We start from the raw sequence: 24,906 nt of genomic DNA on the forward strand, positions 1-24,906 counted from the left end.
CCATGGACATTTCCCCACTGCGCAAGGCGGCGGTGCGCCTGGCCTGCCTGCACGCTGATGATCGTCAATGGATCCTGGCCAATCTGGCGGCTGACGAACGCCGAAAAATCGACGCACTGTTGGGGGAAATCCACGAGTTGGGGCTGGCCAGCGAGCCCTCGGTGTTGGCTGGCTTGATCAACGAACTGGCCGCCCAGCCCCAAGCCCAGGCCAGTGCCCACAGCCAGGGTGTGCATGCGCGCTTGCTCCAGGCCGACCACCCGTTTTGGGCTGGCCTGGCTTTGCAATTGGAAACGCCTGCGCAGCGGCGCGATGCGTTGAGCACCTTGGCCAATAGTGCATCCATCAGGCGCTGGGACGCGGCGTTTGCCAAGTACACCTTGCCGCCGGCTCTGGTCACCAGCTTGCGTGGTTATCTGGAGCGCTCGGGAGGCACGGATGAGCACTAAGGCGCCCGGGCAAACCACTGTGCTGCGCCAGCCGGAGCAGGGCAACGGTGGGCGGCGTCTGCCGGTGGGTAGCAGCGTGGCTCCCACGCCACCGGCACCAGCACTGGACGTTCTGCGCGTTACCTTTGCGCAGGAACTGGCCGAGCTGCATCAGCAAGCCCATGCGCAAGGCTTGGCTCAAGCGCGCGAGGCATTCGCCAAGCAGGCCGCGGCGGAACTGGCACAGCAGCAGCAGGCCTGGCTCAAACAAGAAGCGGCGTTGCGCGAGGCCTTGGCGTCACAACGAGCGCAACTGGTGGAACTGGCCAGCCAACTGGAGCAGCAACGCGTGCAAATGACGGCCTCGATGACCCCGGTGATTGGCCGGCTGGCATTGGCGGTCGTCGTGCGTTTGTTGGGCCAGCATGCGCCCAGCCGCTCGCTGGTGGCGGACATGGCCGGGCAAGCGATTGAAGCGTACCAATTGCAGACGCCGCTGCGCATTCGCGTGGCGGCTGCCGACTACGCCACGCTAACGGCGCGCATGCCGGCTGATCCGCTGGCGCTGTTTCAACCCGACCCGGTAGCCACGCCGGGCAGTTGCCTGATCGACCACGGCATAGGCCAACTGGACGCGAGTCTGGACACCCAGCTGGCAGCCCTTAAAGCGCTATTGGCCGCCGACACCGGAGGTGACGACCATGTGGCAGGCGTATGAGCAGCAACAACTGGCGCAGCTGGCGCGGGCCACGCTGTGTCGGCGTGTGGGGCGCTTGATTTCAATCCAGGGCCTGGTGCTGCAAGCGACCGGGTTGGAAGTGAAACTGGGCGAGCTGGTGGACATTGTGCCGGTTGCCGGGGGCGCTGCGCTGGTAGCTGAAGTGGTTGGCTTACGCCGTGAATGTGTGTTGCTCATGCCCTATGGGCCGGTGGACGGGCTGTGCCTGGCGAGTGAAGTGGTCGCGCGTGGCGAGGCTTATCGGGTGCCGGTCGGGCAGGGCCTGCTGGGGCGCGTACTGGACGCCACGTGCCGGCCTTTGGACGATAAACCCGCGCCGGTGGGCCTGGTGCTGATGCCGCGTTTTGTCACGCCGATCAACCCGTTGCACCGCTCGCCGATTAGCCAGGTGTTGGCCACCGGCGTCAAGGCAGTCGATGTGTTTATGCCACTGGGGCGTGGGCAACGCGTGGGCATTTTTGCGGGGAGTGGCGTGGGTAAAAGCACCTTGCTGGGGATGATGAGCCAGTACGCCGACGCTGAGGTGATTGTCATCGCCCTGATTGGTGAGCGTGGCCGTGAAGTGGGTGATTTCATTCGCGAGAGCCTTGGCTCCGAGGGGTTGAAAAGGGCGGTGGTGATTGCCGCCGCCGCTGAACAACCTGCCGTGCTGCGACGTCAGGCGGCCTACACGGCGACCACCATCGCCGAGTGGTTCCGCGCCCAGGGCCAGCACGTATTGTTGATCATGGATTCGATCACCCGTTTTGCCCTGGCGCAGCGTGAAATTGGTTTGGCCACCGGCGAACCGATGGGCAGTCGCGGCTACACGCCCTCGGTATTCGCGCTGCTGCCGCCGTTGATGGAGCGCGCCGGTGGGCTAAATGGCCAAGGTTCGATTACCGGCGTCTATACCGTGCTGGTGGAAGGTGACGATATGAATGAGCCAGTGGCCGACAATATGCGCGCAATTCTCGACGGGCATATTGTCTTGAGTCGCAGCATCGCCGCTCGCGAGCATTGGCCGGCAATCGATGTGCTGCACAGCGTCAGCCGCCTCGCCAATGCCTTGCGCACCGACACGCAAAAAGCCCAGGTCGAGTCGCTGCGTGCGGGGCTGGGGGCGTACCAGAACAGTGCGGACCTGATTGAGTTGGGCGCCTATGAAAAGGGCTCCAGCCCCGTGCTGGACACCATGATCAGGATGAAGCCGCAGTTCGATGAGCTGCTCCAACAGCGCTCGAGCGAGTCCGTACCCATGGCAGACGCCTGGAACACCGTGGGGCGTTTGGCGCAGCAACTGACCACCGGAACCGCCTATGCAGGGTGAACAGCATGCAGGATGAACAGCGCAAGCTGCGGCAACTGGCCGCCGCGACGCGCTTGCGGGCGTTGCAGCGCGAAAAAGTTGCATTAAGTCACGCCGCCTGTTTACGCGAAGTGGGTGCGGCCGAACGTCTGTTGGAAGCAGAACAGCAGCGCTATGGGCAACTGCAATCGGCGTTTGCACAACAAGGCCGCCCAGGTGCGGTGTTGGATCCGGCGCAATACGAGCAGCGCCTGCTGGCCCAGTCACACAGTTTTACCTCTTTGCAGGCGCGGGTGCAGGCCTTGGACGCAGTGCAGCAAGAGGAGCGCGCATGCCGAGCGCTGTTAGGGCGCCGCACGCTGGAAGTGCAGGTGACTGAAAAGGCCTTCAACGCGGTGCTGCGCGACGTGCAGCAGTCCCTGAGGGCTCAGGAATTCATCGACATCTTTGATGCGCAGCAGGCGCAGGGAGCGGGGCATGGGGCTTAACGTGGGAGTGTCGCTGTGGGTTGCGCCGCCGGATGCGCAGGCGCCAGTGCCGCGTGACAATCCTCCCAAGGGGCAGACGTTCGCGCAAAGGGCGGGAGTTGAGCCGCAGGCGGCCAGGGCGGAGCAAGCGTTGCTCACCACCGATGAGTCTTCGGCTCGCACGGCGGACCTGCTTGGCACCCAGCGCCTGCTGCAGACGAGTGTGGAGGCGCCTGAGCGCGGCGTGCTGTCGCTCTATGGTCTGGGGCTTCACGCCGGAAACCATTTGTCGTATGTGCCGTCAGCTTTTGCGGCGACGACACTCGCTGAACGCTGGACACCTGTGGCGGGCAACGCCCCCGCGCTGTATCAAACCGCAGGTCGCATGCAGATCCAAACGCCGCTGCCCTCAGTTGATGGCAACAATGCCCCTGAACGTACCGCCTTGCGGGTTGCCAGTGATGAGTTGGCTGAGGGCAACCCTGAGCTTCCTGGTAGTGCGCAGGTGTCGGCCTACCTGATGCGCAAGTGGCCCGAGCGGCATCTGCATGTGCTGCCACGCGGTAAAGGCATCGAGGTGATCATCCGCGACTACCACCTGGGCCAGGAGGAACAGCAGGCCCTGGTGCAAGACCTGACGCGCCAGGCGCTGTGCCCGCAAAGCATCTGGATCAATGGCCGGCCCGTGTGGCAGGCCCCATCTCTCTCGCGGCATTCAACAGGCGACGCCCATGGCCATTGAAGCGATTGGCAATGAACTGAGTACCACCACCTCGGAGTTGGCGCAGAGCCGCCTGGGGCAGGAGGACTTCATCAAGCTGTTCCTCACCGAGTTGACCTTCCAGGACCCTCTGGAGCCGATCAACAACCGGGAATTTCTGGCGCAGATGGCGCAGTTCGCCAACCTTGAGCAAACCCGCGTCACCAATGAAAACACCAACAACCTGGTGTCCATGAGCGCCACGTCACAGTCGCTTGGGCTGCTGGGGCGTCAGGTGGAAATCAACATGACCACCGGCGGCAGCGTCATCGGCGCGGTATCGGCGATTGCGTTTTCCTCGACGGGACCGGTGCTCTCGATCAAAAAAGCCGACGGCTCCGTGTTGACGGACGTGCGTCTATCGCAAATCAAACTGGTCAGGCAGGGGGCGTGATGCTGCAAGCTTTCTATAACGGAATGAGTGGCCTGTTTTCCTTTTCCAAGGGGTTGGACAACGTTTCCAATAACGTCTCCAACATGAACACCCCTGGGTACCGCGGTAGCGACACGTTTTACCGCAGCGTCAACGGCCAGAACGGGCAGAGTTTCGGCGCCGGTATCGCCGGTACCGAGGTGCGGATCAAACCCGGCGAAAACCGCCAGACCGGCAACAACACCAACGTGGCCGTCAACGGTGCAGGTTACTTCGTGCTGCGCGACGCGCACGGTGAACTGTCCTACACCCGCGCCGGGCAGTTCCAGGTGGACCAGGACGGCTATCTGGTAGACACCGTGACCCAGCTGAAAGTGGCCGGCATCGACTCGGCGGGCAACCTGCGCGATATCAACATCAAGGGCCAGCGCACCTTGCCGCCCCAGGCGACGACGCGCATCGAAATGGTCGGCGCCTTGGCGCGCAGCGGCCCTACGGACTCCACACACCAGATCAATTCGATCCAGGTGTTTGATGCGACGGGTGCCAGCCACACCCTGAGCGTCAAGTTCGAGCCGCAAGCCACACCGCCCAATAGTTGGAAAGTCAGCGTATCCGAGGCCAGTGGTGCGTTGCTGCAAAGCGGCACCATTGCCTTCGGCCCCGACGGCAGCCCTGTGGCAGGCTCCAATACACTCAACTTCACCCTCACGGCCAACGGCGCGGCCCAGAGTATTCAGCTGGATTTTGGTACGCCCGGCAGTTTCAACCTGGCCTCACAGGTGGCCAGCGGTCCGAGCCATACCCTGGGCGCGCGGGTGGTCGACGGCAGTGCGATTGCGGGGTTGAGCAGTTACGCCTTCGATGAAAAAGGCGTGGTGCAATTTACCTATGCCAACGGTGAGAAGCGCAGCGGCGACCAGTTGGCCCTGGCCGATTTTGCCGACGAGACCGCGCTGATTGCAGGCGCCAACTCGCAGTACAAAACGCCGTCCACCCTGCGTGCCGAGTTTGGCCGGGCAGGGCAGGCGCAGTTCGGACGCATCCAGGGCGGTTACCTTGAGTTGTCCAACGTCGACCTGGCGCAGGAGTTCGGTGACATCCTCATTATCCAGCGCGGTTATCAGGCCAGTTCCCGGGTCATGACGGTCTCCAACGAGATGCTGGAGCAACTCTACAACGGCACTCGGGGTGGTTAATCGATGAGAGCGTTGGGGGTTGTGGGTAAGCGTCGCTGGCACGAGGCGGCGCAAAAACTGCCAGCGGCGGTGCAGGCATGGCGCGAGCAATGGTGCTTGAACCCAGTGGCAAAACCCTGGGTGGTCGAATGCCTGGCGCTTGTCGAGGCAGATGACCCGGCGCGTGCACAAGGCTTGGAGTGGTTCAAGGCCGATGCCGCAGGCGCAGGGGTGTATGTGGCAGGCAACTGGGTGTCGTTGGTGTTTGGTGCGTTCGCCCAGGAGTTGCCCGCGGGCGAGACCGCGAATTATTTGCTGCACGAAGCCCGGCAAGCGCTGGTCAACGGCGTATTGGCGTCCATCGGCCACGTGCCCTCCACAGGGTTGGTCGCGACCGCTGCACATGCGCTGGGCAAACCGCTCAGCAGCGACATAGTAGTGCGTGTGCGTGTCGAGTCGTTTTGGGCTTATGTGGTGCTGGACGCTGCGTTGTTGAACAGCGCGCTGGGGCCGCACGAGGTGAAACCGCCGCTGTTTGCCCGTGAGCAAGCGTTGGGCAATGCCAAGGTCAGGCTTTCGCTGCAGTTACCGCTGGCCTGCCTGTCTATTGGTGAGATGAACGACCTGCAGCCGGGAGACACCTTGCGCGCCCAGGCCCTGCTTTCCCAAGCCCTGCAATTGCGGGTGGGCCAGAGGGTAGTGGCGTCGGGGTATCTGGCCCGGCAGCAGGACCATCTCGCCGTACAACTGATTTCCGGCCAATAGCCCAAGGAGTTTACGCATGACAGTGACAGTCGATTCAATCGAGTTGGAAGAGGCAAAAAGCGTCGCCAATGAAGGCATGCCAACGCTGATCAAGCGGGATATGAACCTGATCAAGCACGTGGTGGTGGAACTGGTGGTTGAACTGGGCAATGCGTCGATGAGTGTCGACGAACTGTTTGCGCTCAAAAGTGGCGATATCGTCAAGCTGTTGCAGCAAGTACATGAACCCGCGTCGTTGTGCCTGGATGGCAAGGCCGTGGCGCGCGGCAATCTGGTGGCGGTCGACGATAATTTTGGCATTCAGTTGACGCACATACTGTGACCACGCCAATCACTAGCCAGCCTTTAGGGCTGCCGCTGCGCCAGGACGACCCGCTGTCGTTTGTGCTCATGATCAAGGTGCTGTTGGTCACGGCGTTGTTATTGGCCATCGTGTACGTGGTCATGCGTTGGTACTCCAAGCGCCAGGCCCCAGGCAATGCCAGTGTTGCCTGCGCGCCATTGAACTGCACCCGCGCGTTGCGGCTGTCGAGCAAAACCAAGGTCTACCTGCTGAGCGCCGAGGGCGCCCAGGTATTGGTCACGGAGTCCTCCAACGGGGCAACAGTGACCGTGCTTGGCCAATCGGCCTCTGCACCCGCTGCGGATGTTCAATCGTGAAGGGCCGCGGCCTGGCGCTCGTGCTTCTGGGGTTATTGCCTCTGAAGGCGCTGGCTGTCGATGACTTTTCTGAGTGGGGCAGCCTGCACATCAATCAGATCCAGTCGCCGACCAGTATTGTGGTACTGCTGACGGCACTCTCGTTTGTGCCCTTTATGGTGATTGCCCTCACGACCTTCACGCGAAATATCGTGGTGCTGTCACTGACGCGCCAGGCGCTTGGCCTGCAGCAAACACCACCCAACATTGTGTTGATCGTGCTGTCGATGTTTCTGACTTTGTTTGCCATGGCGCCGACCCTGGAAAAAACCTACGACGTGGGTGTGCGTCCGTTTCTGGCCAGCAAGCTGGGGTTGGAGGGCGCCGCGCAGCAGGGCTGGGTGCCGATTCGTGATTTTATGGTGCGCCAGACCCAAGAATCGGATCTGCGGCTGGTCTACGAGCTGGCCAAGGCGCCGCTGCCCACAAGCCCGGATGGCCTGTCTCCAGTCAAACTGGTGCCGGCCTTCATGCTCAGCGAGCTGAAGGTGGCCTTTCAGATTGGCTTCATGATTTTTCTGCCTTTTCTGATCATTGACTTGGTGGTGGCGTCCATCCTGATGTCCCTTGGCATGATCATGGTGCCGCCTATCACCATTTCACTGCCGCTGAAAATCATGTTGTTCCTGCTCATCGATGGTTGGGGATTGATCGCCCAGACGTTGATGCGTGGTTTGGGTTAGCCAGAGTCGACCCACTCCATGGAACCGGAAAAAGATGCTGACAAAACCGATGAACTTTCGCTCTGGCAGGCTTGGCTGAGCGAAAAATCCAGCGATGCCCGCAGCCATCTGTTTTTCTTTTACGGGCAGTGGTTGCGCATGATTACGCGCTTGCTTTACGTGCGATATCCCCACCCGCTCGCCGAATGGCACGACTACGTTAATCTGGCGTCTATCGGCTTGCTGCAAGCCATCGACCGATTTAACCCGATATTGAAGACCCGCTTTCAGGCCTATGCCGAACCCTATGTGAAAGGCAGCGTACTCAAAGGCCTGGCGTGTTACGTACGTGATAGCCGAAAAATGTACCAGGACCGTCTTGTGAGCCTGTCTGGTAGTGAGGACGAAGACGCGAGCGATCTGGAGCGCGTTGCCAACGTAGCGATAGGATTGGCGTTTGGACTGTTCTTGGAGTCAGGCATCATTGATCATGAGCCTGAGGCCAGTAACCCTTTGAATGTGTATGAGGCGGAGCAAAACCATGACCACCTGAATGAATGCGTGAAACAGCTGCCGCCCAACGAACAGCGGGTAATCGTTGCTCATTACTATCAACACTTGAGCTTCACGGAGATCAGTGAGCTGATGGGCCTTTCAAAAGGAAGGATTTCACAGTTGCATGCTCAAGCGCTGAAACGTGTGCGGCAAAATCATGAGCATTTCATGAGCGGTGTCCGGTGGTAGGCATAAATGGCGCTGGCCTTGAGAGCCTCCCTGGCCAGCGCGCTGTACATCGTCAGGCGGTAGGTCTGACCCGGAAGGACAGGAACACCGGACCGGCCGGGAAGGTGCTGACTTCCAGCTCATCCAGCGGGTTAAGCGTGCGCGTACGGCCTCCAGCGTTGCTGTAGATCGTATGGCTGCTCGATGTTGCGATGTTGATCCTGCCGGCGGCTGCCTGGATCAGAGTGACCTTGAAACCCTCAACCACATCGTCACCCAGCGTAAGTGTGACGTCAGTGTTGCTGATGACGAGAATCGACTTACCTGAATCCGCCATGGTCAAGGGCCTGCTGGCCGTGATCGACACATTGGTGTGCACATGACCGCCGGCGTGGTAAGTGACCATCCTGGGGTCGGCGAAGACACGGGCGAAAGCGGCGACATAGTTGACACTGGTGCGCATGTCATCGAATTGCTCCACCACGAAGGTACCGACGCTACCGGAGACTTCAGAGCCAGGATCCAGTACCCATTTGCGTCCGATCATCAGCCCGATCTGGGTGTTGTCGCGTACACCTGCACGCATCTCTTCCAGAAACAGCGCACTGATCTGACCTCCACCTTTGCCCTGTGCATAGGTAAACCGTGCAATTGAGTGGCTGTCACCTGTCGGATTGGCCAGCGACGTATCGACCTTGTAATCGACAAAATCTGCCGAGACGACGGTGCTCGTGGTGTTGAGGTTGGGTAACCAAGAGAAATCCAGGACCCGTCCTGTTTTGACCTGCTCCAGTGAGGTGGTGGGTTGCGAAGTTGTGGTAGATCCTGAGTGCTTCAAATCATCGTTCATAATACTCATCCTTAAGTAAAATTCGTGCTTGAGTGCGGGTCGAAATAACCCTAGGCATATGACTGCCGTCATACAGCCACTTCACTACAGCGTAACGTCGCTTCATTTGATTCGGATCGAATGCGACTTCAGCGGCCATGACAAGTAGTGACTGTATGTATATACAGTGTTCGTGGTTTGTCGTCACTCTTTTTTCGAGGGGCTGCTGGAGATTCAGGTTTGATGTTCAGCGCTCCGATAAAGCCCGAGATGGATTTGGTCACCAATTCGGCAGACTTAAATGCCAACCATTGCTCGGCTACGTACGCGAAGGTGCGCTCTTCATTGAGCAACTGCGCCTCGATCTTGGCGGTCTTGGCCTTGAGCGGAGCGGTGTGGTTAGCCACGTCGCGGCGTGCACCGCGGGCAATGTCGCGCGCCTCCTTGAGACCAATGTGGGGGTAAGCGCCGATGGAAAATCGATTTTCCTTGCCATGCAGCCGGTACTTCAATCGCCAAACCTTTGAAGGGGATTTGCCGGCCTTGCTCGACGCCCTTACCTCCAAGTAGAGGCCAGGGACTTCGCCGTCGGCGTGCTTACCGGGTTCGGCCAAGGTGCGGATGAAAGCATCGCTGAGTTTTCGTCCGAAAACAGCAGCACTAGCGGTTGCGATCGGTGGGGGCATAATTTTTTAAAACCAAAATTTTCCCCCCAAGCACCCTGGAATCCATTGGATTTAGACGGATGGCAGTGGACTAAAGCTCGTGGTAACCAACTGTTAATAAAAGTTTTTTGGACCGTTGTGGAATTCAGTTACAAGCTATCGGGGTCGCCAAAAAACATTTTGACTTGGCTCTAGAGCACTGCTTTCAAGCAGCAAAATTTCAGATATGCCCCCGGTTTTGCCCCAATTCGTGTGGCGTATATGAGCGTTCACGAATGACGCGCTGACGATATCGAGGCCGTACGGGGTGGTCTTCAATGTACTTTCGCGCGGGGATGGCCGGTAGCCGGACTGCCTCTACGGCAGTTGCCGACAGGGCTACGTTCACCCTCCAGCATGCGGAGTGCTTTTTAGGTCAGTGGCAACGCCGGGTCCACCTTGAGGCGTCACGCGCAACCGGGAATCTTGCCCACTGCTAACCGGTAAATCTGTCAGCAGGGTGGCCATGCGCGTGGCTAATTTGAACGAAAAGCGCCGAAGCTCAGGGACGGCGGTGGCTTCCCAATACTGCGCCTTGAGCATGGGCCCCACATAGCTAAGCCAAGGTATCGGTTGATGCAGCTGATCCAACACGCGCAATTGCTCGTCCACAAGTATCCCGAAGCCACACGGGGCGGCGCTAAGAAGCCCTTGCTCCAGCAAGTTGTTGACCAAGGGGGTATCGACTCGCCGGATGTCAAGGTTGGGGCCGGTGCAATTGATGATGCTGCTGACCTTGAGCGATTCAGTTGCCTGACCGCTGCGCCGTTTAAAGTCCACAATCAAGCTTTTGCCCAGCAGCGCCACATTGCTCAACCTGCCGGCATGAACGGCCAGTTGTCCACTTTCCAGAAGACGTTGAAAATGTTCGAAAGTGGCGGGTGCCAAACGATGACGGTGGACGTCCCACCAAGGTTGGACATGTCGTAGAAATTGTCGCTGCTGCGGGGTATCCATCGCGCACCAGAGTTTTTGTACCCACGGACGCAAGCTGTCGACCACGGCTCGCCAATCGCCTCCTCTGCGCTGGTGTTCCTTGACCCGCTTGCGCAGTGTCGCCATCAGCTGTCGAGGTGAGCCTCGTCCCAGGTGCACAGGGGCGCTAAGGGGGGCAATGGCCTCCGGTGAGTGGCCCAGGGGCAAGAGCCCGCGCCGAGAGAGTAAATGGATTGGGCCGCTATGGCCTTTTTGAACCAGCTGCAGCGCCATGTCGACCGCTGTCAAGCCGGAGCCGATCAACAGCACCGCGGTGTCTGGATCGGACGCCAGACATAGGGGAGGATTCCAGGGATCATGCGCGTAGGTCTGCGGACGTAGGGTCTTGTTCAAGTTGCAGCAGTCGGCGGGAGGGAAGTTGCCAAAGGCGAGGACCACATGATCCGCCTCGAGGGTACACCCATCCGACAGCTTGAGCCGGGCGCCGTCGCCGCAGGGTTGCACCTGTATGACCTCCGCGACAATCCGTGACAACTGCACGCCAGGATTTAATCGTTCAGCGCGGTCGAGGACATCGTTCAAGTAGTTGCCATACAGGCTGCGACTGACGTACGAGGTAGACTCGACGTTGAGATGCCGGCTTTTGCAGAACCTCAAAAAGTCTTCGGAATCATCATCCAGCGCACTCATTTTTCCAACGTTGGCGTTCAATAGGTGGAGAGGGCTGTTGGTGCCGTAGGCCAGCCCTCGCGCCATGGCCCGCGTGCGATTGACCAATATTATGCGCAGTTTGGTACCTGCGCTGCGCAGAATCTGTGCCGCAGTGGCCACACCGCTGAAGCCAGCACCAACGATAACCAGCGTCTTCATAATGGTTGCCCCGTGATGAACGTAACGGTCAATTCCAGAACCGACGGTTGTGCAGGAATGCTTCGATGGTGTGCGCGGCCTGCTCGACAGAGGTCGTTGCGCTATCGATCAAGATGTCGGGGGATAGAGGCCGTTCATAGGGGGAGTCGATACCGGTGAAATTCTTGATCAGGCCCTTACGCGCCTTGGCATACAACCCTTTGGGGTCGCGTCGCTCCAGGACTGCCAGCGGCGCATCAATGAATATTTCGATGAAATCGTCGGGGGCGAAGAGCGCTCTGGCCATGCGACGCTCTTGTTCGAACGGTGAGATCAGGCACACCAAGGTGATCACGCCCCCATCCACCATCAGTCTGCCCACCTCAGCGGTGCGCCTGATGTTTTCCTTGCGATCTTCATCGGCAAAGCCCAGGTCGGCGGTCAGGCCCTGACGAAGCCGGTCACCGTCTAACAGGCACGTATGCAGTTGACGCTCGTGCAGGTTGGCCTGGACCCGGTTTGCGATGCACGACTTGCCTGCGCCGGACATGCCGGTGAACCACAACAGGAGCGAACGGTGGCCCTTCAAATCGGAATGCTCCTGACGCCCGATCTCGAAGGGGTGGGAGACCAGGTCCGAATGCACCGGGACGGTTGGCGGTAGTGCCAGCGAAGAAGGCATGAGGTATCTCCGTGGAGCTTGTGTGGGTCAGAACTCGACGACGGCGCGATAACGCACTTGGTTGTTGCGCAGTGCATCCAGGGCCTGGTTGATTCCTGTCGCCGGGAATGTTTCGACCAGGGGCCAGACACGGTGCACGCTGGCAAACGCCAGCATCTGCAGCATGTCGTGGCGCCCGCCAACGTTGGCGGTGGAGACCGTCAGAGTTTTGTAGGTCATCGCCGCGATATCTAGGGTGACGGGGTTGGGCATGCCTGCAAAGCACAGGGTGCCGCGCGGGCGCAGCAAGGCGATGGCGCTCTCCCAGTCCTGATCGTTGGAAGCCGTCACCAACAGGAAGTCCAAGGTGTTTGCCTGGGCTTTCAGCGTGTCCGGATCCAGGGTGTAGAAGTGGCTAGCGCCCAATTCCATGGCTTGGGATTTCTTGTCTTCGGAGCTAGACAGCGCGGTCACGGTGCACCCGAACTTGGCGGCGAACTGAATGGCCAGGTGACCCAGCCCCCCGATGCCCAGCACGCCGACCTGCATGTCCGGACGAGTGCCACGCAGCAGTGCGGTGAACACCGTCTGTCCCGCGCAAAACAATGGTGCCGCCATGGCCGAGGGCATGGCATCGGGGATGGGGAATACGAACCGTGCGTCGCAGGTCAAAAAGTCCGCGAAACCTCCTCGGTGCCCATCGCTGCAGGTAGGCACCACCTTTGGGCAATGCTGCTCTTCACCCTTTAGGCACCACTCGCATGCGAGGCATGCCCCCTTGTACCAGCCGACACCAACCCGTTGCCCCGGGACGAGCCCCGTTACCGAGGCCCCGCTGCGGACTACTTTTCCGACCACCTCATGACCACACACCTGCGGGTATTGAGAGGCTTCTCCCCAGTTTCCTTCGATCAAATGCAGGTCGCTCGTGCAGGCGCCGCAATGGGTGACCCGGATCTCGACTTCATTGGGGCCCGGATCCGGGCGGGGGTACGTAAAGGGCTCCAATGGCGAGCCTGGGCTATGGGCCGCCCATCCGGTGGTAGTCTGTGTCATGGGGTCTCTCCTGTGTGCAGGTTGAGTGCCGTGAGGTACTGCTGCGTCCATTCGGCATCGATCACCGGGCATTTCAGCTGCGCGATTTGCAACGGGGCCGGATGACTGAAGTGTTTGAAGTCTTCGATGATCATTGGAAGGATCAGCAACGTGCGTTGCAGCACTGCGTTGCCGGGTGCCTGGGCTTCGAGTCTGACGCGCCATTGTGCGAGGGGGAGTGCGGTGAACCGGTCCGTCCCCAAGAGTGTCTGGACCCAACTGCAGATCTGTTCCCAGCGGGTGCTCTCTGGGTTGTAAAGGTGGTGGATTGACGTCGAGTGGGTCGTCGATTCGCCGAGGGCACAGTGCACGAAGATCCGTGCGACATGATCCACCGGCGTGAGATTCAGCGACCAGTCGCTTTCCGCCGGCCAGGCCTTGAGGGCAAGACAGCTACGAATCATCAGTCCGACATAGTCGTCGGGGTTGATGCGGTCGCAGGCATTGGCCCGGATGGGGGCGCTGATGTCCCCGCATCTCAGGATGTCCAGATCTATGCCGGTCTGCTCACGGAACCTTGTCGCCACGCTTTCGGCAACCAGCTTGGCACGGTTGTAGCCGGTGGTCGGGACCTTTTCAGGCAAGGTCGAGGCGATGACAACGCCAGCACCGCCCATGGCAGCCAGACGCAGCACTTCCAGGACTCCGCCTACGTTAGTCTCGGCCAGGCGTTCATAACGCTTGAGCCAGTTGACCTCGGCACCGCAATGAATGATGCAGTCGACCTCCGAAGACAAGCGACGGTAATCCTCGGGCGACAGGCCTAGCCCGGGCTGGCTCAGGTTCGCAACCACAGCCTCCACTGGTCCAAGATCCGCAACCCGTTGCTGTGCGTGGGCCGTGTCTTCGGCCCGCACCAGGCACAGAATGCGTTCCACCCCCGCGGCCTGTTGCAGCTGACGCACGATCATCCGTCCCAGGTACCCCGTGGCCCCTGTAACCAGTATTGTCCGCCGTGCCTCGCGTGGAGGCACATGCGAAACAGGCGCTTGCAGCCTGGACAGGTAACGCTCGGTTTCGGTTTCGACAGAGAAGGGGACCTCCAGGACGGGCTCGCCTTGAAGTTCAAGCGCGATCAGCTGCGTAATGCCCGCCAGGGTAGCGTCGCGGGTGACATCGGCAACGGATAGCTCGAAACGGAAAGTCCGGTTGATCAGGTTTATCAATTCCAACAGCAACAGGCTGCCGCCCATGTCGAGGAAGTCACTGTCGGGGCCCAGAGTCACACCCTGAAGGTTCAGGCAATCGCCCCATAAGGCTGCGACCCGAGATTGCAGGGGCGTGAGTGGCGGTTCGTCATCCGGCAGAGGAACCAGAGGCAGTTGCAGCAGTATGTTCGCACTCAGGCGCTTCTGACTGGCGCCGGCCGGGATCGATGGGGTCAGGAAATAGGCCACCGGAACGCTGAAGGCCGGCAAGTGCTGACTCGCCCATTGCCGCAGCGTGTTGGCATGGGGTGGGTGCTCGGCATCCGCTGGAGCGACAAAGGCTACCAGTTGCAGGTCCAGCCCGCGGCCGCGCGTGGTGACTAAGGCCATGTGTACTTCGGGATGAGCAACCAGGATGCGTTCCACATCGGTGCTGAATACCTTGAACCCGCGCAATTTTAGATGCGTGCTGCTGCGGCCCAGCAGGTGGATATTTCCGCTTTCGCTGAGTCGCACCCTATCACCGGTGCGCAGCAGCTGCGGGGCCAGGTCCGACCGTGTCGGCGCCAGCGGGTTGGATACGAAGGCCGACTGGTCGGCCGTATCGTCCTTCAGATAACCCGGCGTGAGTCCCTGGGTGTACACGTAGAGTTCGCCAGGGCTGCCCAGGCGAACGCACTGTAGTGTCGAGTCCAGCACGAAGGCTTCGGTGCCGGGGGTGAAGTGCAGGCGGCCTTCCGGGCCGACCAGGGCAACGTCCCCGGCTTCGTTTGAGCCATACAGATCGAGCACCTGGCAGTCGGGCAGGCAATGCCTGAGCTGTTCGCGAATTGCGTCAGGTAGCGGCTCGCCGCTCAGCCACAGGGTATGCACGTTCGCAAACGCCTGCTGGAATGCCTGTTCGTTTTGCAGCAGGCCTGCCACCAGACTAGGGGTGATCATCAATTGAGAGAGACGACTGTCCTGGATAAAACTTGTGAGGGCGTGGGGATCCAGCACCATGGCGTCCGGAATCAAGCAGGCCACCGCGCCGCTGAAGATGGGGTAGTAGACATAGCCGGTCATCCAGGCATTGAGGCCGATGCGATCACCGCGGCGGATATGCTGACGCCAGAAGGCGAGTGAATCGAGGCGACCGTGTTCGCCAATTGTGACGACCTTTGCCATACCCGTCGTACCCGAGGTCAGCAAGCCATAGGCCACATCACCGAATGGCTGCGGCCGAAGCTCTGGTACAGCGTCGCAGCGCTCCGGCAGGTGGTCCAGCAGCAGCGTGCGATAACGACCTGCCAGGGATTGGAGAGTAAGCGTATCGCCCACCACGACCACTGGATCGAGTTTCGCCAGGACGTTCGCGGTCGCGTCGGTGCCGTACCATTGCGGGATGTCCAGGTAAGGCCAGCGCAGCAGGCTGCAGGCGGTCATGGTCACCAGCGTGCGCAGGTCTTTGTCCAGGCGGATAGCCACCCACCCGCCGTGCGGGCAACTGTGCAAAAGCCGCTCAGCCAGCGTGCACGCCTGGGCATTCAGATCGCGGGCGCTCAGGCTTCGTTGAGGGCTTGCTGCGACCGTGCTGTCCGGGGCATCGCGCAGCAACTGACGCAGCTGCATGTGCCAGGACGGCGTTGTTGTGTGGGCTGGGGCGTCAGGACGCTGGGTCCTGATCTGCAGCTCGCGACTGTATTGAGCTGCCGCCCGCTGGTACTGGGCAATCCGTGGGCCGACTTCATCCATCGCCGGGTTATCTCGATCAACAATGATCAGCTTGACCTCGGTGTGGCGTGCCTGCGGGCTGTCGGGGCAGATCAGGCACAGCTGGCGATGACTCAGACGGCGCACGAACTCAAGCGACACCGGGTCACCAGAGGTCGTCAGCGTCACTAGGGGCAGGTCCTGCAACTGCTCGATTTCGCGGATGATTGCGTCGAAATGGCAGGCTGCGGGGCTGCTCCATAGCCAAACGGCGTAGTCGCCAGGCAATTGCGCTGCCCATTGCAACGCACGCAGGTGCTGCTGCCTCGTCGATGCCAGTAACAGCACGCGCAGATGTGCCTCCGCCGGTTCATGAAGGCAGGCAAGGTGATCCTTCGTGGGGGGCACGCGTTGCCAGGCGGCTGCCAGATGGAAAAAGTTGTAGAGGGGTTGCTTGTCCCGAGCCGTACATTCGACGGCATCCGGAAACGTGATTTCGGGATGCGCGACGTGGGCGAAACCGCAGGAGCGCTCGGCATCGTCATGCCAGCCTTGGAAAAATTGCCATTGTTCGACCTTTTCCGGTGCCCAACTCAACAGGCGAGGCGAAAAGTCGATACCGGCGAAATCACAAAAGCGCGCCAGAGTGCCTCGCGTATCCCCCATCAGGTCCTCATCACTGTCCAGGTAGAGCACCTGACTGGCATCACACTGTTCGAGCACCCGCTCATGGATACGAGCCAGCTCATCGAAGCCGGATTCATCCGCATCGAAATAGGTGGTGCCACCGCTCTGGCTGACGCGATACAGCGAGCGCATCACATCCCGCGGCTGGCGGACCAGGAACACATGCCTGAATTGCACCAGCCACGTGCTATCAATCGAGTCGAAGTCGACGAAGTAAGCAATTTCCTTGGAGAATTGCAAGCGGTGCGGTCGTGCTGGACGTTCGCCGAGCAACGCCATCGCCTCGGCGTAACCGGGAATGCCGGGCGGCCCGTTATTGATCCGGCGGGTGCGCTCAATCAGCGCATGTTTTTCGGGAAAATGCCTGGCCAGAAAAGGCTCGGAGAGCCTTTCGTGCAACACCCTGACGTCCGGATGCTGCATCACGGCCCGCTCGAAAGCGGTAGAGCGGCTGCGGGAAACCGCCCACAGAATCACATTGGGCAGGGAATCAGATGACGTCAGCATAAACAGCTCCTTGTTAAGGCCTGTGCATGTGAAGCGTTCAGCGCGTGGCGGTGGGCTTTTTCAGCAGGATGAAGCCTGAAATCAGGATAAGGGCCAGACCGGCCGCGGTCCGGCCATTGAGCACTTCATTGAACAGCAACGCCCCCCAGGCAATCGCGAAGATCAGGTAGGTGTAATCGAATGCGCCGATGATCGAGGTCTCGCCGATTTGATAGGCCCGGGCGATGCCGGTACTGACCAATACCATTAGAATCGCCAGCACGACCATCACGCCCCAGTCGCTGATCGCCATTGGCGACCAGCCGCCCACCAGAAATCGCAGGCCCTCGTTGGCCGGCACGTGAGGGCCGGTCTGTGCGACGACAATGCTGCCGACCACCCCCATCAACAACAGGACGATGTTCAGCGCCAGGGCCAGGTGCATCGGCACCTCATTGGCGCACTTGCCCTTGGTCACGACCGCGGCGAGGGCATAGAAAATCGCAGCAAGCACGGGCAGCAGCGTCCATAGGTTGAAATCAGCCTGACTGGGCGCGAGCGTGACCAGCACCCCGGCGAACCCCACTAGAATGGCCACCCATTTTCGCGGTGTGACATGCTCGTCCAAGGTGACAGCAGAGAACAAAGCGATAAACAAAGGTGTCGTATAGATTGCCAATGCCGCTATGGTCAGGCTGATGAAGGGCAGGGCACTGTAAAAGGCGATCCACATCAGGGCGAGCAGCAGGCTTCTTGTCCCTATCCACAAGGGGGAAAGCGGCCGTTGCTGCGTTGTGCCGCGGCGGTACATCAACAAGGCGACGAGCATGCCGATGGCCAGGATCGAGCGAATCACGTAGAGCTGCCACATCGATGTCTCGGCGCTGGTGGCCTTGATAAGAGCGTCTGACACTGACAACAGGAACACCGAACCTACGACGATGAGGATGCTTTGTCGGTTTTCAGCGGCGGTAACGGTTGTGGTTGCAGACATGATGGATCCTGATGTGATCGACCTGGAGGATTCTGGTTGAGCTCGTATTGCATTTAAAGTGACTTATGGTTACGCAGGAGGAATGAAAATTATGGATAACTTCAAACGCTCACTGCCCCCACTTTCCAGCCTGGTTCCCTTTGAAGCCGCGGCGCGTCTGGAAAGTTTTTCCAAAGCCTCGGATGAGTTGCATCTCACCCAGGCTGCAATCAGTAAACAGATACGATCCCTGGAAGAATTCCTTGGCGTCGCGTTATTTACGCGTAGAAATCGCGCCGTATTTCTGACCGAGGCGGGCGCCGAGTTTCGCGACGCGGTGCGCACGGCGTTCCTGGGCATTGCTTCACGCGCCGAAGACCTGAAGTCAGGACGAGACAACAGTGAAATTGTCCTGGAGGTTCAATTGTGCGAAGCCTTTTACTGGTTGATGCCCAATATCACGCATTTGCACAGGAAGTACCCTGACCTGGAAGTTCGCCTCAATGCATCCATCCAACCGATTACCGAAACAGCGGAAAAATTCGATATAGCCATCCAAACCTCGGGGCGCCCATCCGGTGATCACACACGGCTGTTGACCTTGAGTGATGACGTGTTTCCTGTGTGCAGTCCCGGCTACCTGGCCTCGTTGGGCGATCACCCACTGACCTTGCAAACCTTGGTGGATCTGCCTTTACTGCATCACGTTGCCACGCCTCAGTACTGGAGCACTTGGAGCGACTGGCTGGGGGAGTTTCACATCAGGCCCGGAGAACTCAAGGGTAAGTTCTATGACAGTTATCCGGTCATGATGCAGGCGTGTGTCGAAGGCCTGGGTTTTGCCCTTGGGTGGCGTCGGACCAGTGAAAAGATGCTCGCCAGTGGTGACCTGGTACGGCCTTTTTCCGAATCGATACACCTCCCTGAAGCCCTGAGCGTGTACAAGTGGCGTGATGAAACCCTCAGCCCGTCAGTTCGCCACGTGCTGGAATGGTTGAATTCATCGTTCGCAGACTGACGCCTCGTCGTCCGTGTACAGCAGTCCCAGTGCGGCCAGGGTCTTTTTCTGAATGTCGTGCACGGCATGTTCGCTGTTGGCCCCTAGTGCCGGGTCAACTATAAAGCGACCTTGTTGGTAGCCGTCGCTGTTCAGGCCGCGCTGCACACTGGCGCACAAGGGGATATCTTCTTCACGGATCACGGCGACGAAGTCGATGACCTCCTGTTCTTCCCGGGAGGGAGTTGCTGCCGTGCAAAACCATTCAACCACCTGCAGTGTCTTGTCCACGCTGACCGGCAGGTGATGCAACACATTCATGTACCCTCCTGGATAGACCTCCAGGCAAAAGTTCGGCCACAGGTACCAGGCGCCGAATTCGCGCGATCGGGCCGAGTCTTGCTTCATCGTATAGCCCTGGTTGACGCCACTATCGCTGCTGATATGTGCGTGATAATGCTCGTGGATCGCCAGGTGATAACTCTTCAGGTCGAGGGTTGCCGTCGAGAGCGTGGGATGGCACATCGGGCAGTGGTAACACTCCGAGTAATTTTCCACAGAGACCTTCCAGTTGGACTGCACGCCGTATTCCTTGGAATAGGCGTGAAACAGCTTTTCCGGGGCTGGCGAGAAGGTTCGGATCGATGCGTCGAGCCCAGGCAGCAGGACCTGCATGGGCTGCGCATTCCAGTCGAAGTTGATGAAGATGAAACCGCAGAACACCTCCAGGCGTACCGGGTTGAGTTGAATCTGATCCGTGCTGAAGTCCTTGATGTGCTCGGATTTACGCGCGCTGATCAACTGTCCTCGGGTGTTGTAGGCCCAGGCATGATACGGGCAGGTCAATAACCCGGGCACATGGCCGCTGCCCTCGACCAGTCGATGCGCACGATGCTGGCAGACATTATGAAAGGCCTGCAGTGTACCGTCCTTGTCACGGACCACCAGCGCACTTCGCCGACCGAGGTCACGCACTCGGTAGTCACCCGCGTTGGGCAGTGCGGAGGTGTGGCAGACGTATTGCCAGGTACGTGCAAACACCGCTTCCATTTCCCGGTCGAATAACTGGTTGTCGATGTAATGCTCGTTAGGCAAGGTAAAAGAAGCAAAAGGGTCGATGTCGAACCCGCGGGCCAGGTGCAACGCGGAAGGGACGCTGGTCATGGAACCTCCATGGATCAGTTGGAAGGACAGTGAAATTTATCCGTACTGGGCGACGGGGTGCTCGAACTGCCGGGAGTCAAGCGTCAGCCCCAGGCCTGGGCCGTCACGCAGGTAGGCACGGCCTTGGCTGATTTCAAAATCCACCTCGGCCACGTGCATCTCATGGTGTCGGCAGCAATTCCAGCTGGCACGATGTAGGCGGCCAGGGGTCGAAGCTGCCAAATGCATAACGGCGCTGTCACTGACCTGGGTGCCGCCGACGTCTTCAATATTCATCCGTATGCCGTGGTAGATGCAGAAGTCCCGAAGCTGTCGGGCTTTGGTCAGTCCTCCCACGCGGCCAATCTTCAACCCTATCAGTTGGGCGATGTTCTGGCGCTGGCCTTGTACCAGGTCGCCAAGGGTCACAATGGACTCATCCAGAATGATCGGGTTGCGTGTCAGTTCCCGCACCGCTCGGCACTGCTCCAAGGATTCGCAGGGCTGTTCGAAGCACACTGTTGGGTCTTCCACGCTGTTCATTACGGCGACGGCCTCCGAAACCGTCCAGGCACGATTGACATCGAAGGTGATGACCTCTCCGGGCAGGCGCTGTTCGAGCAGGCGCTGGATCTGAGCCACATCCTCCTCCACCCCGATGCCGACCTTGCAGGAGTGGGTGCGATAACCCTCGCTGCGAGCCAAGGCCAGATGGGCCGCCATCTGCACTGTATCGTCGGTGGGAATGCTGCTTTGCAAGGCTATCGACGCCTGGAACCGGCCGCCAAGCAATGCGTATACCGGCAGTTGGCAGTGTTTGCCGAGGATGTCCCAGCACGCCAGGTCGATTGCAGCTTTCACGTAGGGGTGACCCGGAAGCATCAGGTCCATGCGTGCATTGATCTGATCCAGGTGCAGTGGATTTTCACCCAACAGGTGCGGCGCCAATTCCTCTATGCCGGCCCGCACGCCTTTGGCGTAGGCAGGCAAGTAAGTGGCGCCCCAAGGGCAACTCTCGCCGACGCCCACCAGGCCACTGTCCGTGGTGACCAGGACGATGGTGGAGTCGAGTGAGTCATAGTGCAGTCGCCCCCCGCTGAGGCTGTATTTGTTCTTGAGCGGTATATCCAGCTGGTAGACCTTGATGGAGGTGATTTTCATGGTGCGAACGCTCCCTGCCGCACCGCACGCCCGACTGCGCGGGCAGGGGAGGGAAAGCCCAGAATCGACTGGTGAAAAATTTGCTCAATGACGGGCAGTTGCAGTGCCTGCTGGAGTTCGCCAACCGCTGCGATACTGTCCAGGCAAGGTTCATAGCTATCCAGGTGTTCGGCAACCCAACTGGGGCCGCAACTCCAGTTCACCACCTGCTCGATCAGCGTGTCCGAAAGACCCATTGCGCGACCGATTTGCCAGGCCTCGTCGAGGATGACCTTGTTGATGCAGGCCAGGAATTCCACCAGGTGCGAGGCCAGCTTGATCTTGTTGTCGTCGGTGAATACAAGGCCCGAATGAAACGTCTGTGCCAGGGCCGGAGTGATGCGGCCCAGGGGGTCCTCAATCACAACGCCGCTGTGGCGATAGTCGCGGTTGGCGCCATAGGGCGAAGGCGCATGAAAATCGGGCAGGGTGAGGGATAGTCCGTTTTCCCGCTCGCTCATGGCGGCCACCTTTACGTGATTGTCCTGGCTGTCGAACAGCGTCCCAGCCTGGTGGTAGCGCTGCGCGACGATGCGTCCCAGCGGCATGGCCACCCCCAGCTCATCGGCCAATGCCTCGGTGAGGCTGGTGTCCTTGACGGTGATTTCCAACGTGCAGGAATGATCGTAGCTGGCGTCGAATATGAATGGGGTCAGTTGGTTGCTGACAAAGCAGTTTCCCCGCGAGACTTTCACGTAATCCCACAGCCAGTGCAGCGGAATATCGTTGGCTCTGGCCATGACCAGCAGTTCGGCCCATACCACGGTGGCGGTGTAGAACAGCAGGTTGGTGAGCAATTTGACCGATTGGCCGGCACCGATCTCTCCCACGTAGAAAGACTTGCGTCCCATGGTGTCAAGCATGACCCGGCTCAATGGGTAGCCGCGTTCATCTCCGCCGATGTAGAAGCATACGTTGGCAAAATCCACGCCCATATGTGACAGGTTGCTGACGGGCGCTTCCAGGCTGAAGATATTTTTTTGCCTGGCCAATTCAGCGATATGTTGGGTGTTGTGATAGTCGGTGGTGGAGGTGTCGATCCAGACCGTACCTTCGGCCATTCCCGCCAGAGCGCCGTGCTCCCCCGTCATGTTTTCCAGCACGTGGTGCGGTAGCGGCAGGCATGTCACCACAATCTGGCATGTGTGGGCGCACAGGGCAGGGGTGTCTTTCCAGAAAGCGCCCAACTCGATCACCGGTCCAGCATGCGCGGGGTCGATATCATGGACCTGGACGTGATAACCCGCATTCAGCAGACGCTCTATCAATGGACGGCCCATATTGCCGGTACCGATGAAGCCGACTTTCGGCTTGGCAGCTTGCATATCGATTCCTCCTGATGGTGGGGTCAAGCGAGTTCGCGTGCCCTGCCGGCACCCTGGCCGGTTACCCAGATTGAGTTGAAATTTTCAAGCATGACTTGCTGGCACGACACGACCTGGTCGCTGCCCAGAGGGTTGAACCTGGCGTCCACGTTCGGGTACACAAAAAACGGCAGCGATACCCTGCCACTGTTCGCACGGTGAATGACTTGGTGGGGTGTACTGGTAAAGAGGCCGTTACTCCACTTCATCAGCATGTCCCCCAGGTTGATCACCACTTCGTGCCCGCAAGGCGGAACATCGATCCAGCGTCCTTGGGAAAAAGCGCGTAGCGCGCAGGCATCACCGGCCTCCTGGAACAGCAAGGTGAATATGCCGTTGTCCGTGTGTTTGCCCGCGCCACTGCGCAGTGGTGGGTAGTACAGGGCACGCTGTATCAGCACCGGATCAGAAAAGAAGGGCTCGAAGAACAGCTTGTCCAACCCCAGGGCAAGCGCCAGCCCTTGTAATAATCGAGGCACCACTAGGTGCATGACTTGGTCTTGCAGGGCCAGCATCGCCTTGGCGAAACCGGGAGCTATTTGCTCGTCGGGTAGCAAGTTCGGACCTGTGAAAGGTTTTTCGCACAGGGCGGCCTCTCGTCCCATGTCGAAGTGCTGTTTACAATCGGGACCGGTAGGGGCGTGCAATGTTTCGCCAAAGGTATGTACATAACCCCGGCAAGTTCTGGGGCTGACCTGTTGGTGGTCTTGGGAAAAATGATTCTTGATCTCCAGCGGCAGCGCGAAGAATTGTCGCGCCGCACTAAACGCCTGATCGATAAGCAGCGGACTTATACCGTGTTCGGTTAAATAAAAGAAACCGTCCTTAATACAGGTTTCACGTAGGCGTCGTACTTCGCGCGGCGTATCAATAGATTCAAGCACTTCAAGTGAAATGCGATTCAAGGCCTCCATGCTCGAGCCCCCCTTATCGGGTAATTCTAAATGCTAGGTAGTGAGCATGTACCTCGTCTAAATAAGGAGCATTCATAAGTGACGGTAGGGGGGATAGTTTTTTTGTCGCGACTAAACTGCCCAACAGGTCCGCGAAGTTTTCTGCCTCATAGAACGTGCATCGCGTGCTAAACAGTAAAAGTCCGCCGGGGGCAGTCATGCGAATAAGTTCGTGAATGGCTTCTATGGGCAGGTGACCCTCGATGAACGCACCGCAGCACAAGGTTGCGTCATACCCGCTGTCCGCAATTAACGTGTTGTGTTCGGTCAGATCCACTCCGCCGTAGAGCGCCCCATATGCTTGGGTCTGACGCGCCAACTGTGTCATCGCCGGTGACAGATCGCAACCGTCTATAGTGCTAAAACCTCGTTGGGTCAGTTGTTTCCCCACCAACCCGGTCCCGCAGCAGGCATCCATGATGCGTAAAGCACTACGAGGTTTTCTGTTGTTTGTGTCTGCGTTGCCAAGAAGCGATGTCAGCAGGTCGCTGATTACGAGTGGACCGCAATAGTTCTCTTCGGACACATCATTGTCATAATCAGTAGACCATGTTTCATAGTAATCCCTGAGGCGAAAGTAATCGCGATTGAAGTTGAGGGCGCGATTCACCGATGTCGAGGAATAAGCGGTAGAAATTCTCGTGGCGTTATTTTCGCTGGCCATTCTGTATTCTCCGGAAAATTATTTTTCAGGTTGAATGAATCAGGGTGGGGCGTGAGTGGGGGGTTCATTCTTATTCGCCGGTACCGCGCTGTAAAGACCAAATAGATGACTTATCCTTCGGATTTTTCCTACATGGATAACCAGGTGTTATACATGCCGTTTTCCTATGGGACGCTAGACAGGACTTATTGGAGTATTCCTACTTCACGGTACAGGTGGTTGATCTGTCCACTATTGCGCTGGAACACTGGGTTGCTCCCACCCTTGGGCGCAGAGGAGCATCTCATCGGCCTAACTTCACTCAGCGGTGTTTGCGCAGAGTAATGGGGCAGTTTTCGAGAGGGGACTGTAGTACGTGAGGCTGGGGGCATCCGCTTCAAACCATCCCAAGCATGCCCTAAAATATACCTTCGAACGTAGCAATTCCCTGGAAGTGCATGGAC

24 protein-coding genes and 2 pseudogenes are annotated in these 24,906 nt (G+C 59.1%); 13 read left to right on the forward strand and 13 right to left on the reverse strand.

The window, feature by feature from the left end:
• Positions 1-2 precede the first annotated feature (2 nt).
• Genes AC19YS_RS14850 through AC19YS_RS14905 form a run of 12 tightly spaced genes read left to right on the forward strand, consistent with a single transcriptional unit; the run spans position 3 to position 8,103 of the window.
• A complete protein-coding gene (locus AC19YS_RS14850) occupies positions 3-449 on the forward strand; it encodes a hypothetical protein (RefSeq protein ID WP_448198386.1) in 447 nt (148 codons plus the stop codon).
• A complete protein-coding gene (locus tag AC19YS_RS14855) occupies positions 439-1,146 on the forward strand; it encodes a FliH/SctL family protein (RefSeq protein WP_500602152.1) in 708 nt (235 codons plus the stop codon). The genes AC19YS_RS14850 and AC19YS_RS14855 overlap by 11 nt, the downstream gene beginning before the upstream one ends.
• A complete protein-coding gene (locus AC19YS_RS14860; protein ID WP_500602153.1) occupies positions 1,130-2,476 on the forward strand; it encodes a FliI/YscN family ATPase in 1,347 nt (448 codons plus the stop codon). The genes AC19YS_RS14855 and AC19YS_RS14860 overlap by 17 nt, the downstream gene beginning before the upstream one ends.
• Before the next feature lie 5 nt (positions 2,477-2,481).
• Positions 2,482-2,943, forward strand: coding sequence for a hypothetical protein (locus AC19YS_RS14865; protein WP_200624701.1), 462 nt, complete (start codon positions 2,482-2,484; stop codon positions 2,941-2,943).
• Positions 2,933-3,664, forward strand: a complete 732-nt coding sequence (locus AC19YS_RS14870; RefSeq protein WP_200624702.1) for a hypothetical protein — start codon at positions 2,933-2,935, stop codon at positions 3,662-3,664. Before AC19YS_RS14865 ends, AC19YS_RS14870 begins: the two co-directional genes overlap by 11 nt.
• Positions 3,654-4,076, forward strand: a complete 423-nt coding sequence (locus tag AC19YS_RS14875; RefSeq protein ID WP_447804738.1) for a flagellar hook assembly protein FlgD — start codon at positions 3,654-3,656, stop codon at positions 4,074-4,076. Before AC19YS_RS14870 ends, AC19YS_RS14875 begins: the two co-directional genes overlap by 11 nt.
• Entirely contained in the window at positions 4,076-5,254 is a 1,179-nt protein-coding gene (gene flgF, locus AC19YS_RS14880) for a flagellar basal-body rod protein FlgF (protein ID WP_500602156.1), read from the forward strand. The genes AC19YS_RS14875 and flgF overlap by 1 nt, the downstream gene beginning before the upstream one ends.
• Positions 5,255-5,257: 3 nt before the next feature.
• Complete coding sequence (locus tag AC19YS_RS14885; RefSeq protein ID WP_200624705.1) at positions 5,258-5,998, forward strand: FliM/FliN family flagellar motor switch protein; 741 nt, start codon at positions 5,258-5,260, stop codon at positions 5,996-5,998.
• 16 nt (positions 5,999-6,014) lie between these two features.
• The gene (locus tag AC19YS_RS14890; RefSeq protein WP_200624706.1) at positions 6,015-6,320 is read left to right on the forward strand and encodes a FliM/FliN family flagellar motor switch protein; all 306 of its coding nucleotides are present in this window, start codon (positions 6,015-6,017) and stop codon (positions 6,318-6,320) included.
• The gene (locus AC19YS_RS14895) at positions 6,317-6,658 is read left to right on the forward strand and encodes a hypothetical protein (protein WP_325167571.1); all 342 of its coding nucleotides are present in this window, start codon (positions 6,317-6,319) and stop codon (positions 6,656-6,658) included. The genes AC19YS_RS14890 and AC19YS_RS14895 overlap by 4 nt, the downstream gene beginning before the upstream one ends.
• Positions 6,655-7,380, forward strand: a complete 726-nt coding sequence (fliP, locus tag AC19YS_RS14900) for a flagellar type III secretion system pore protein FliP (RefSeq protein ID WP_442793521.1) — start codon at positions 6,655-6,657, stop codon at positions 7,378-7,380. Before AC19YS_RS14895 ends, fliP begins: the two co-directional genes overlap by 4 nt.
• A gap of 18 nt (positions 7,381-7,398) precedes the next feature.
• Positions 7,399-8,103 carry a sigma-70 family RNA polymerase sigma factor gene (locus AC19YS_RS14905; RefSeq protein WP_200624707.1) on the forward strand — a complete coding sequence of 235 codons (705 nt, stop codon included), beginning with the start codon at positions 7,399-7,401 and terminating at the stop codon, positions 8,101-8,103.
• Positions 8,104-8,155: 52 nt separating this feature from the next.
• On the opposite strand, the gene AC19YS_RS14910 is transcribed toward AC19YS_RS14905, so the two are convergent.
• The 8 genes and pseudogenes from AC19YS_RS14910 to AC19YS_RS14945 form a co-directional block, all read right to left on the reverse strand.
• Positions 8,156-8,932, reverse strand: a complete 777-nt coding sequence (locus AC19YS_RS14910; protein WP_500602158.1) for a hypothetical protein — start codon at positions 8,930-8,932, stop codon at positions 8,156-8,158.
• Between the two features lie 224 nt (positions 8,933-9,156).
• Positions 9,157-9,597, reverse strand: a pseudogene (locus tag AC19YS_RS14915) (Arm DNA-binding domain-containing protein); the annotation flags it as partial.
• A gap of 363 nt (positions 9,598-9,960) precedes the next feature.
• Positions 9,961-11,421 carry an FAD/NAD(P)-binding protein gene (locus AC19YS_RS14920; protein WP_169366643.1) on the reverse strand — a complete coding sequence of 487 codons (1,461 nt, stop codon included), beginning with the start codon at positions 11,419-11,421 and terminating at the stop codon, positions 9,961-9,963.
• Positions 11,422-11,449: 28 nt separating this feature from the next.
• Complete coding sequence (gene cysC, locus AC19YS_RS14925; protein ID WP_256680509.1) at positions 11,450-12,082, reverse strand: adenylyl-sulfate kinase; 633 nt, start codon at positions 12,080-12,082, stop codon at positions 11,450-11,452.
• A gap of 27 nt (positions 12,083-12,109) precedes the next feature.
• Positions 12,110-12,679, reverse strand: a complete 570-nt coding sequence (locus AC19YS_RS14930; RefSeq protein ID WP_500602227.1) for a zinc-binding dehydrogenase — start codon at positions 12,677-12,679, stop codon at positions 12,110-12,112.
• Between the two features lie 27 nt (positions 12,680-12,706).
• A pseudogene (locus AC19YS_RS14935) lies at positions 12,707-13,189 on the reverse strand (alcohol dehydrogenase catalytic domain-containing protein); the annotation flags it as partial.
• Positions 13,114-17,190, reverse strand: a complete 4,077-nt coding sequence (locus tag AC19YS_RS14940; RefSeq protein WP_500602161.1) for an SDR family oxidoreductase — start codon at positions 17,188-17,190, stop codon at positions 13,114-13,116. The pseudogene AC19YS_RS14935 and the gene AC19YS_RS14940, both read right to left, overlap by 76 nt.
• Positions 17,191-17,227: 37 nt before the next feature.
• Positions 17,228-18,163, reverse strand: coding sequence for a DMT family transporter (locus tag AC19YS_RS14945; protein WP_500602163.1), 936 nt, complete (start codon positions 18,161-18,163; stop codon positions 17,228-17,230).
• A gap of 91 nt (positions 18,164-18,254) precedes the next feature.
• Between AC19YS_RS14945 and AC19YS_RS14950 the strand changes: the two genes are divergently transcribed.
• Positions 18,255-19,160 carry a LysR substrate-binding domain-containing protein gene (locus AC19YS_RS14950; protein ID WP_119740615.1) on the forward strand — a complete coding sequence of 302 codons (906 nt, stop codon included), beginning with the start codon at positions 18,255-18,257 and terminating at the stop codon, positions 19,158-19,160.
• Here AC19YS_RS14950 and AC19YS_RS14955 read toward each other — a convergent pair.
• Genes AC19YS_RS14955 through AC19YS_RS14975 form a run of 5 tightly spaced genes read right to left on the reverse strand, consistent with a single transcriptional unit; the run spans position 19,143 to position 24,463 of the window.
• On the reverse strand, positions 19,143-20,303 hold the full coding sequence (locus tag AC19YS_RS14955; protein ID WP_200624712.1) for an aromatic ring-hydroxylating oxygenase subunit alpha: 1,161 nt from the start codon (positions 20,301-20,303) through the stop codon (positions 19,143-19,145). The two genes, AC19YS_RS14950 and AC19YS_RS14955, sit on opposite strands and share 18 nt — an antisense overlap.
• Positions 20,304-20,339: 36 nt before the next feature.
• Complete coding sequence (locus tag AC19YS_RS14960) at positions 20,340-21,443, reverse strand: mandelate racemase/muconate lactonizing enzyme family protein (protein ID WP_200624713.1); 1,104 nt, start codon at positions 21,441-21,443, stop codon at positions 20,340-20,342.
• Positions 21,440-22,807 (reverse strand): NAD(P)-dependent oxidoreductase, encoded by a 1,368-nt coding sequence (locus AC19YS_RS14965; protein WP_119740608.1) that lies wholly within the window; start codon positions 22,805-22,807, stop codon positions 21,440-21,442. The genes AC19YS_RS14960 and AC19YS_RS14965 overlap by 4 nt, the downstream gene beginning before the upstream one ends.
• A gap of 23 nt (positions 22,808-22,830) precedes the next feature.
• Positions 22,831-23,760 carry a 2-oxoglutarate and iron-dependent oxygenase domain-containing protein gene (locus tag AC19YS_RS14970; RefSeq protein ID WP_200624715.1) on the reverse strand — a complete coding sequence of 310 codons (930 nt, stop codon included), beginning with the start codon at positions 23,758-23,760 and terminating at the stop codon, positions 22,831-22,833.
• Positions 23,761-23,773: 13 nt separating this feature from the next.
• On the reverse strand, positions 23,774-24,463 hold the full coding sequence (locus AC19YS_RS14975) for a class I SAM-dependent DNA methyltransferase (protein ID WP_119740604.1): 690 nt from the start codon (positions 24,461-24,463) through the stop codon (positions 23,774-23,776).
• Positions 24,464-24,906 lie beyond the last annotated feature (443 nt).

The sequence above is a fragment of the Pseudomonas sp. MF08831 genome, from assembly GCF_059862645.1.

Bases quoted from the DNA above. Each gene is read 5' to 3' on its own strand.
- AC19YS_RS14905 (WP_200624707.1), top strand. From the start codon at position 7,399: ATGGAACCGGAAAAAGATGCTGACAAAACCGATGAACTTTCGCTCTGG.
- AC19YS_RS14950 (WP_119740615.1), top strand. From the start codon at position 18,255: ATGGATAACTTCAAACGCTCACTGCCCCCACTTTCCAGCCTGGTTCCC.
- AC19YS_RS14910 (WP_500602158.1), bottom strand. From the start codon at position 8,932: ATGAACGATGATTTGAAGCACTCAGGATCTACCACAACTTCGCAACCC.
- AC19YS_RS14920 (WP_169366643.1), bottom strand. From the start codon at position 11,421: ATGAAGACGCTGGTTATCGTTGGTGCTGGCTTCAGCGGTGTGGCCACT.
- AC19YS_RS14875 (WP_447804738.1), top strand. From the start codon at position 3,654: ATGGCCATTGAAGCGATTGGCAATGAACTGAGTACCACCACCTCGGAG.
- AC19YS_RS14865 (WP_200624701.1), top strand. From the start codon at position 2,482: ATGCAGGATGAACAGCGCAAGCTGCGGCAACTGGCCGCCGCGACGCGC.
- AC19YS_RS14930 (WP_500602227.1), bottom strand. From the start codon at position 12,679: ATGGCGGCACCATTGTTTTGCGCGGGACAGACGGTGTTCACCGCACTG.
- AC19YS_RS14890 (WP_200624706.1), top strand. From the start codon at position 6,015: ATGACAGTGACAGTCGATTCAATCGAGTTGGAAGAGGCAAAAAGCGTC.
- AC19YS_RS14960 (WP_200624713.1), bottom strand. From the start codon at position 21,443: ATGAAAATCACCTCCATCAAGGTCTACCAGCTGGATATACCGCTCAAG.
- AC19YS_RS14975 (WP_119740604.1), bottom strand. From the start codon at position 24,463: ATGGCCAGCGAAAATAACGCCACGAGAATTTCTACCGCTTATTCCTCG.
- AC19YS_RS14945 (WP_500602163.1), bottom strand. From the start codon at position 18,163: ATGTCTGCAACCACAACCGTTACCGCCGCTGAAAACCGACAAAGCATC.
- AC19YS_RS14965 (WP_119740608.1), bottom strand. From the start codon at position 22,807: ATGCAAGCTGCCAAGCCGAAAGTCGGCTTCATCGGTACCGGCAATATG.
- AC19YS_RS14885 (WP_200624705.1), top strand. From the start codon at position 5,258: ATGAGAGCGTTGGGGGTTGTGGGTAAGCGTCGCTGGCACGAGGCGGCG.
- AC19YS_RS14870 (WP_200624702.1), top strand. From the start codon at position 2,933: ATGGGGCTTAACGTGGGAGTGTCGCTGTGGGTTGCGCCGCCGGATGCG.
- AC19YS_RS14850 (WP_448198386.1), top strand. From the start codon at position 3: ATGGACATTTCCCCACTGCGCAAGGCGGCGGTGCGCCTGGCCTGCCTG.
- AC19YS_RS14940 (WP_500602161.1), bottom strand. From the start codon at position 17,190: ATGCTGACGTCATCTGATTCCCTGCCCAATGTGATTCTGTGGGCGGTT.
- AC19YS_RS14860 (WP_500602153.1), top strand. From the start codon at position 1,130: ATGTGGCAGGCGTATGAGCAGCAACAACTGGCGCAGCTGGCGCGGGCC.
- flgF (WP_500602156.1), top strand. From the start codon at position 4,076: ATGCTGCAAGCTTTCTATAACGGAATGAGTGGCCTGTTTTCCTTTTCC.
- AC19YS_RS14955 (WP_200624712.1), bottom strand. From the start codon at position 20,303: ATGACCAGCGTCCCTTCCGCGTTGCACCTGGCCCGCGGGTTCGACATC.
- AC19YS_RS14970 (WP_200624715.1), bottom strand. From the start codon at position 23,760: ATGGAGGCCTTGAATCGCATTTCACTTGAAGTGCTTGAATCTATTGAT.
- cysC (WP_256680509.1), bottom strand. From the start codon at position 12,082: ATGCCTTCTTCGCTGGCACTACCGCCAACCGTCCCGGTGCATTCGGAC.
- AC19YS_RS14855 (WP_500602152.1), top strand. From the start codon at position 439: ATGAGCACTAAGGCGCCCGGGCAAACCACTGTGCTGCGCCAGCCGGAG.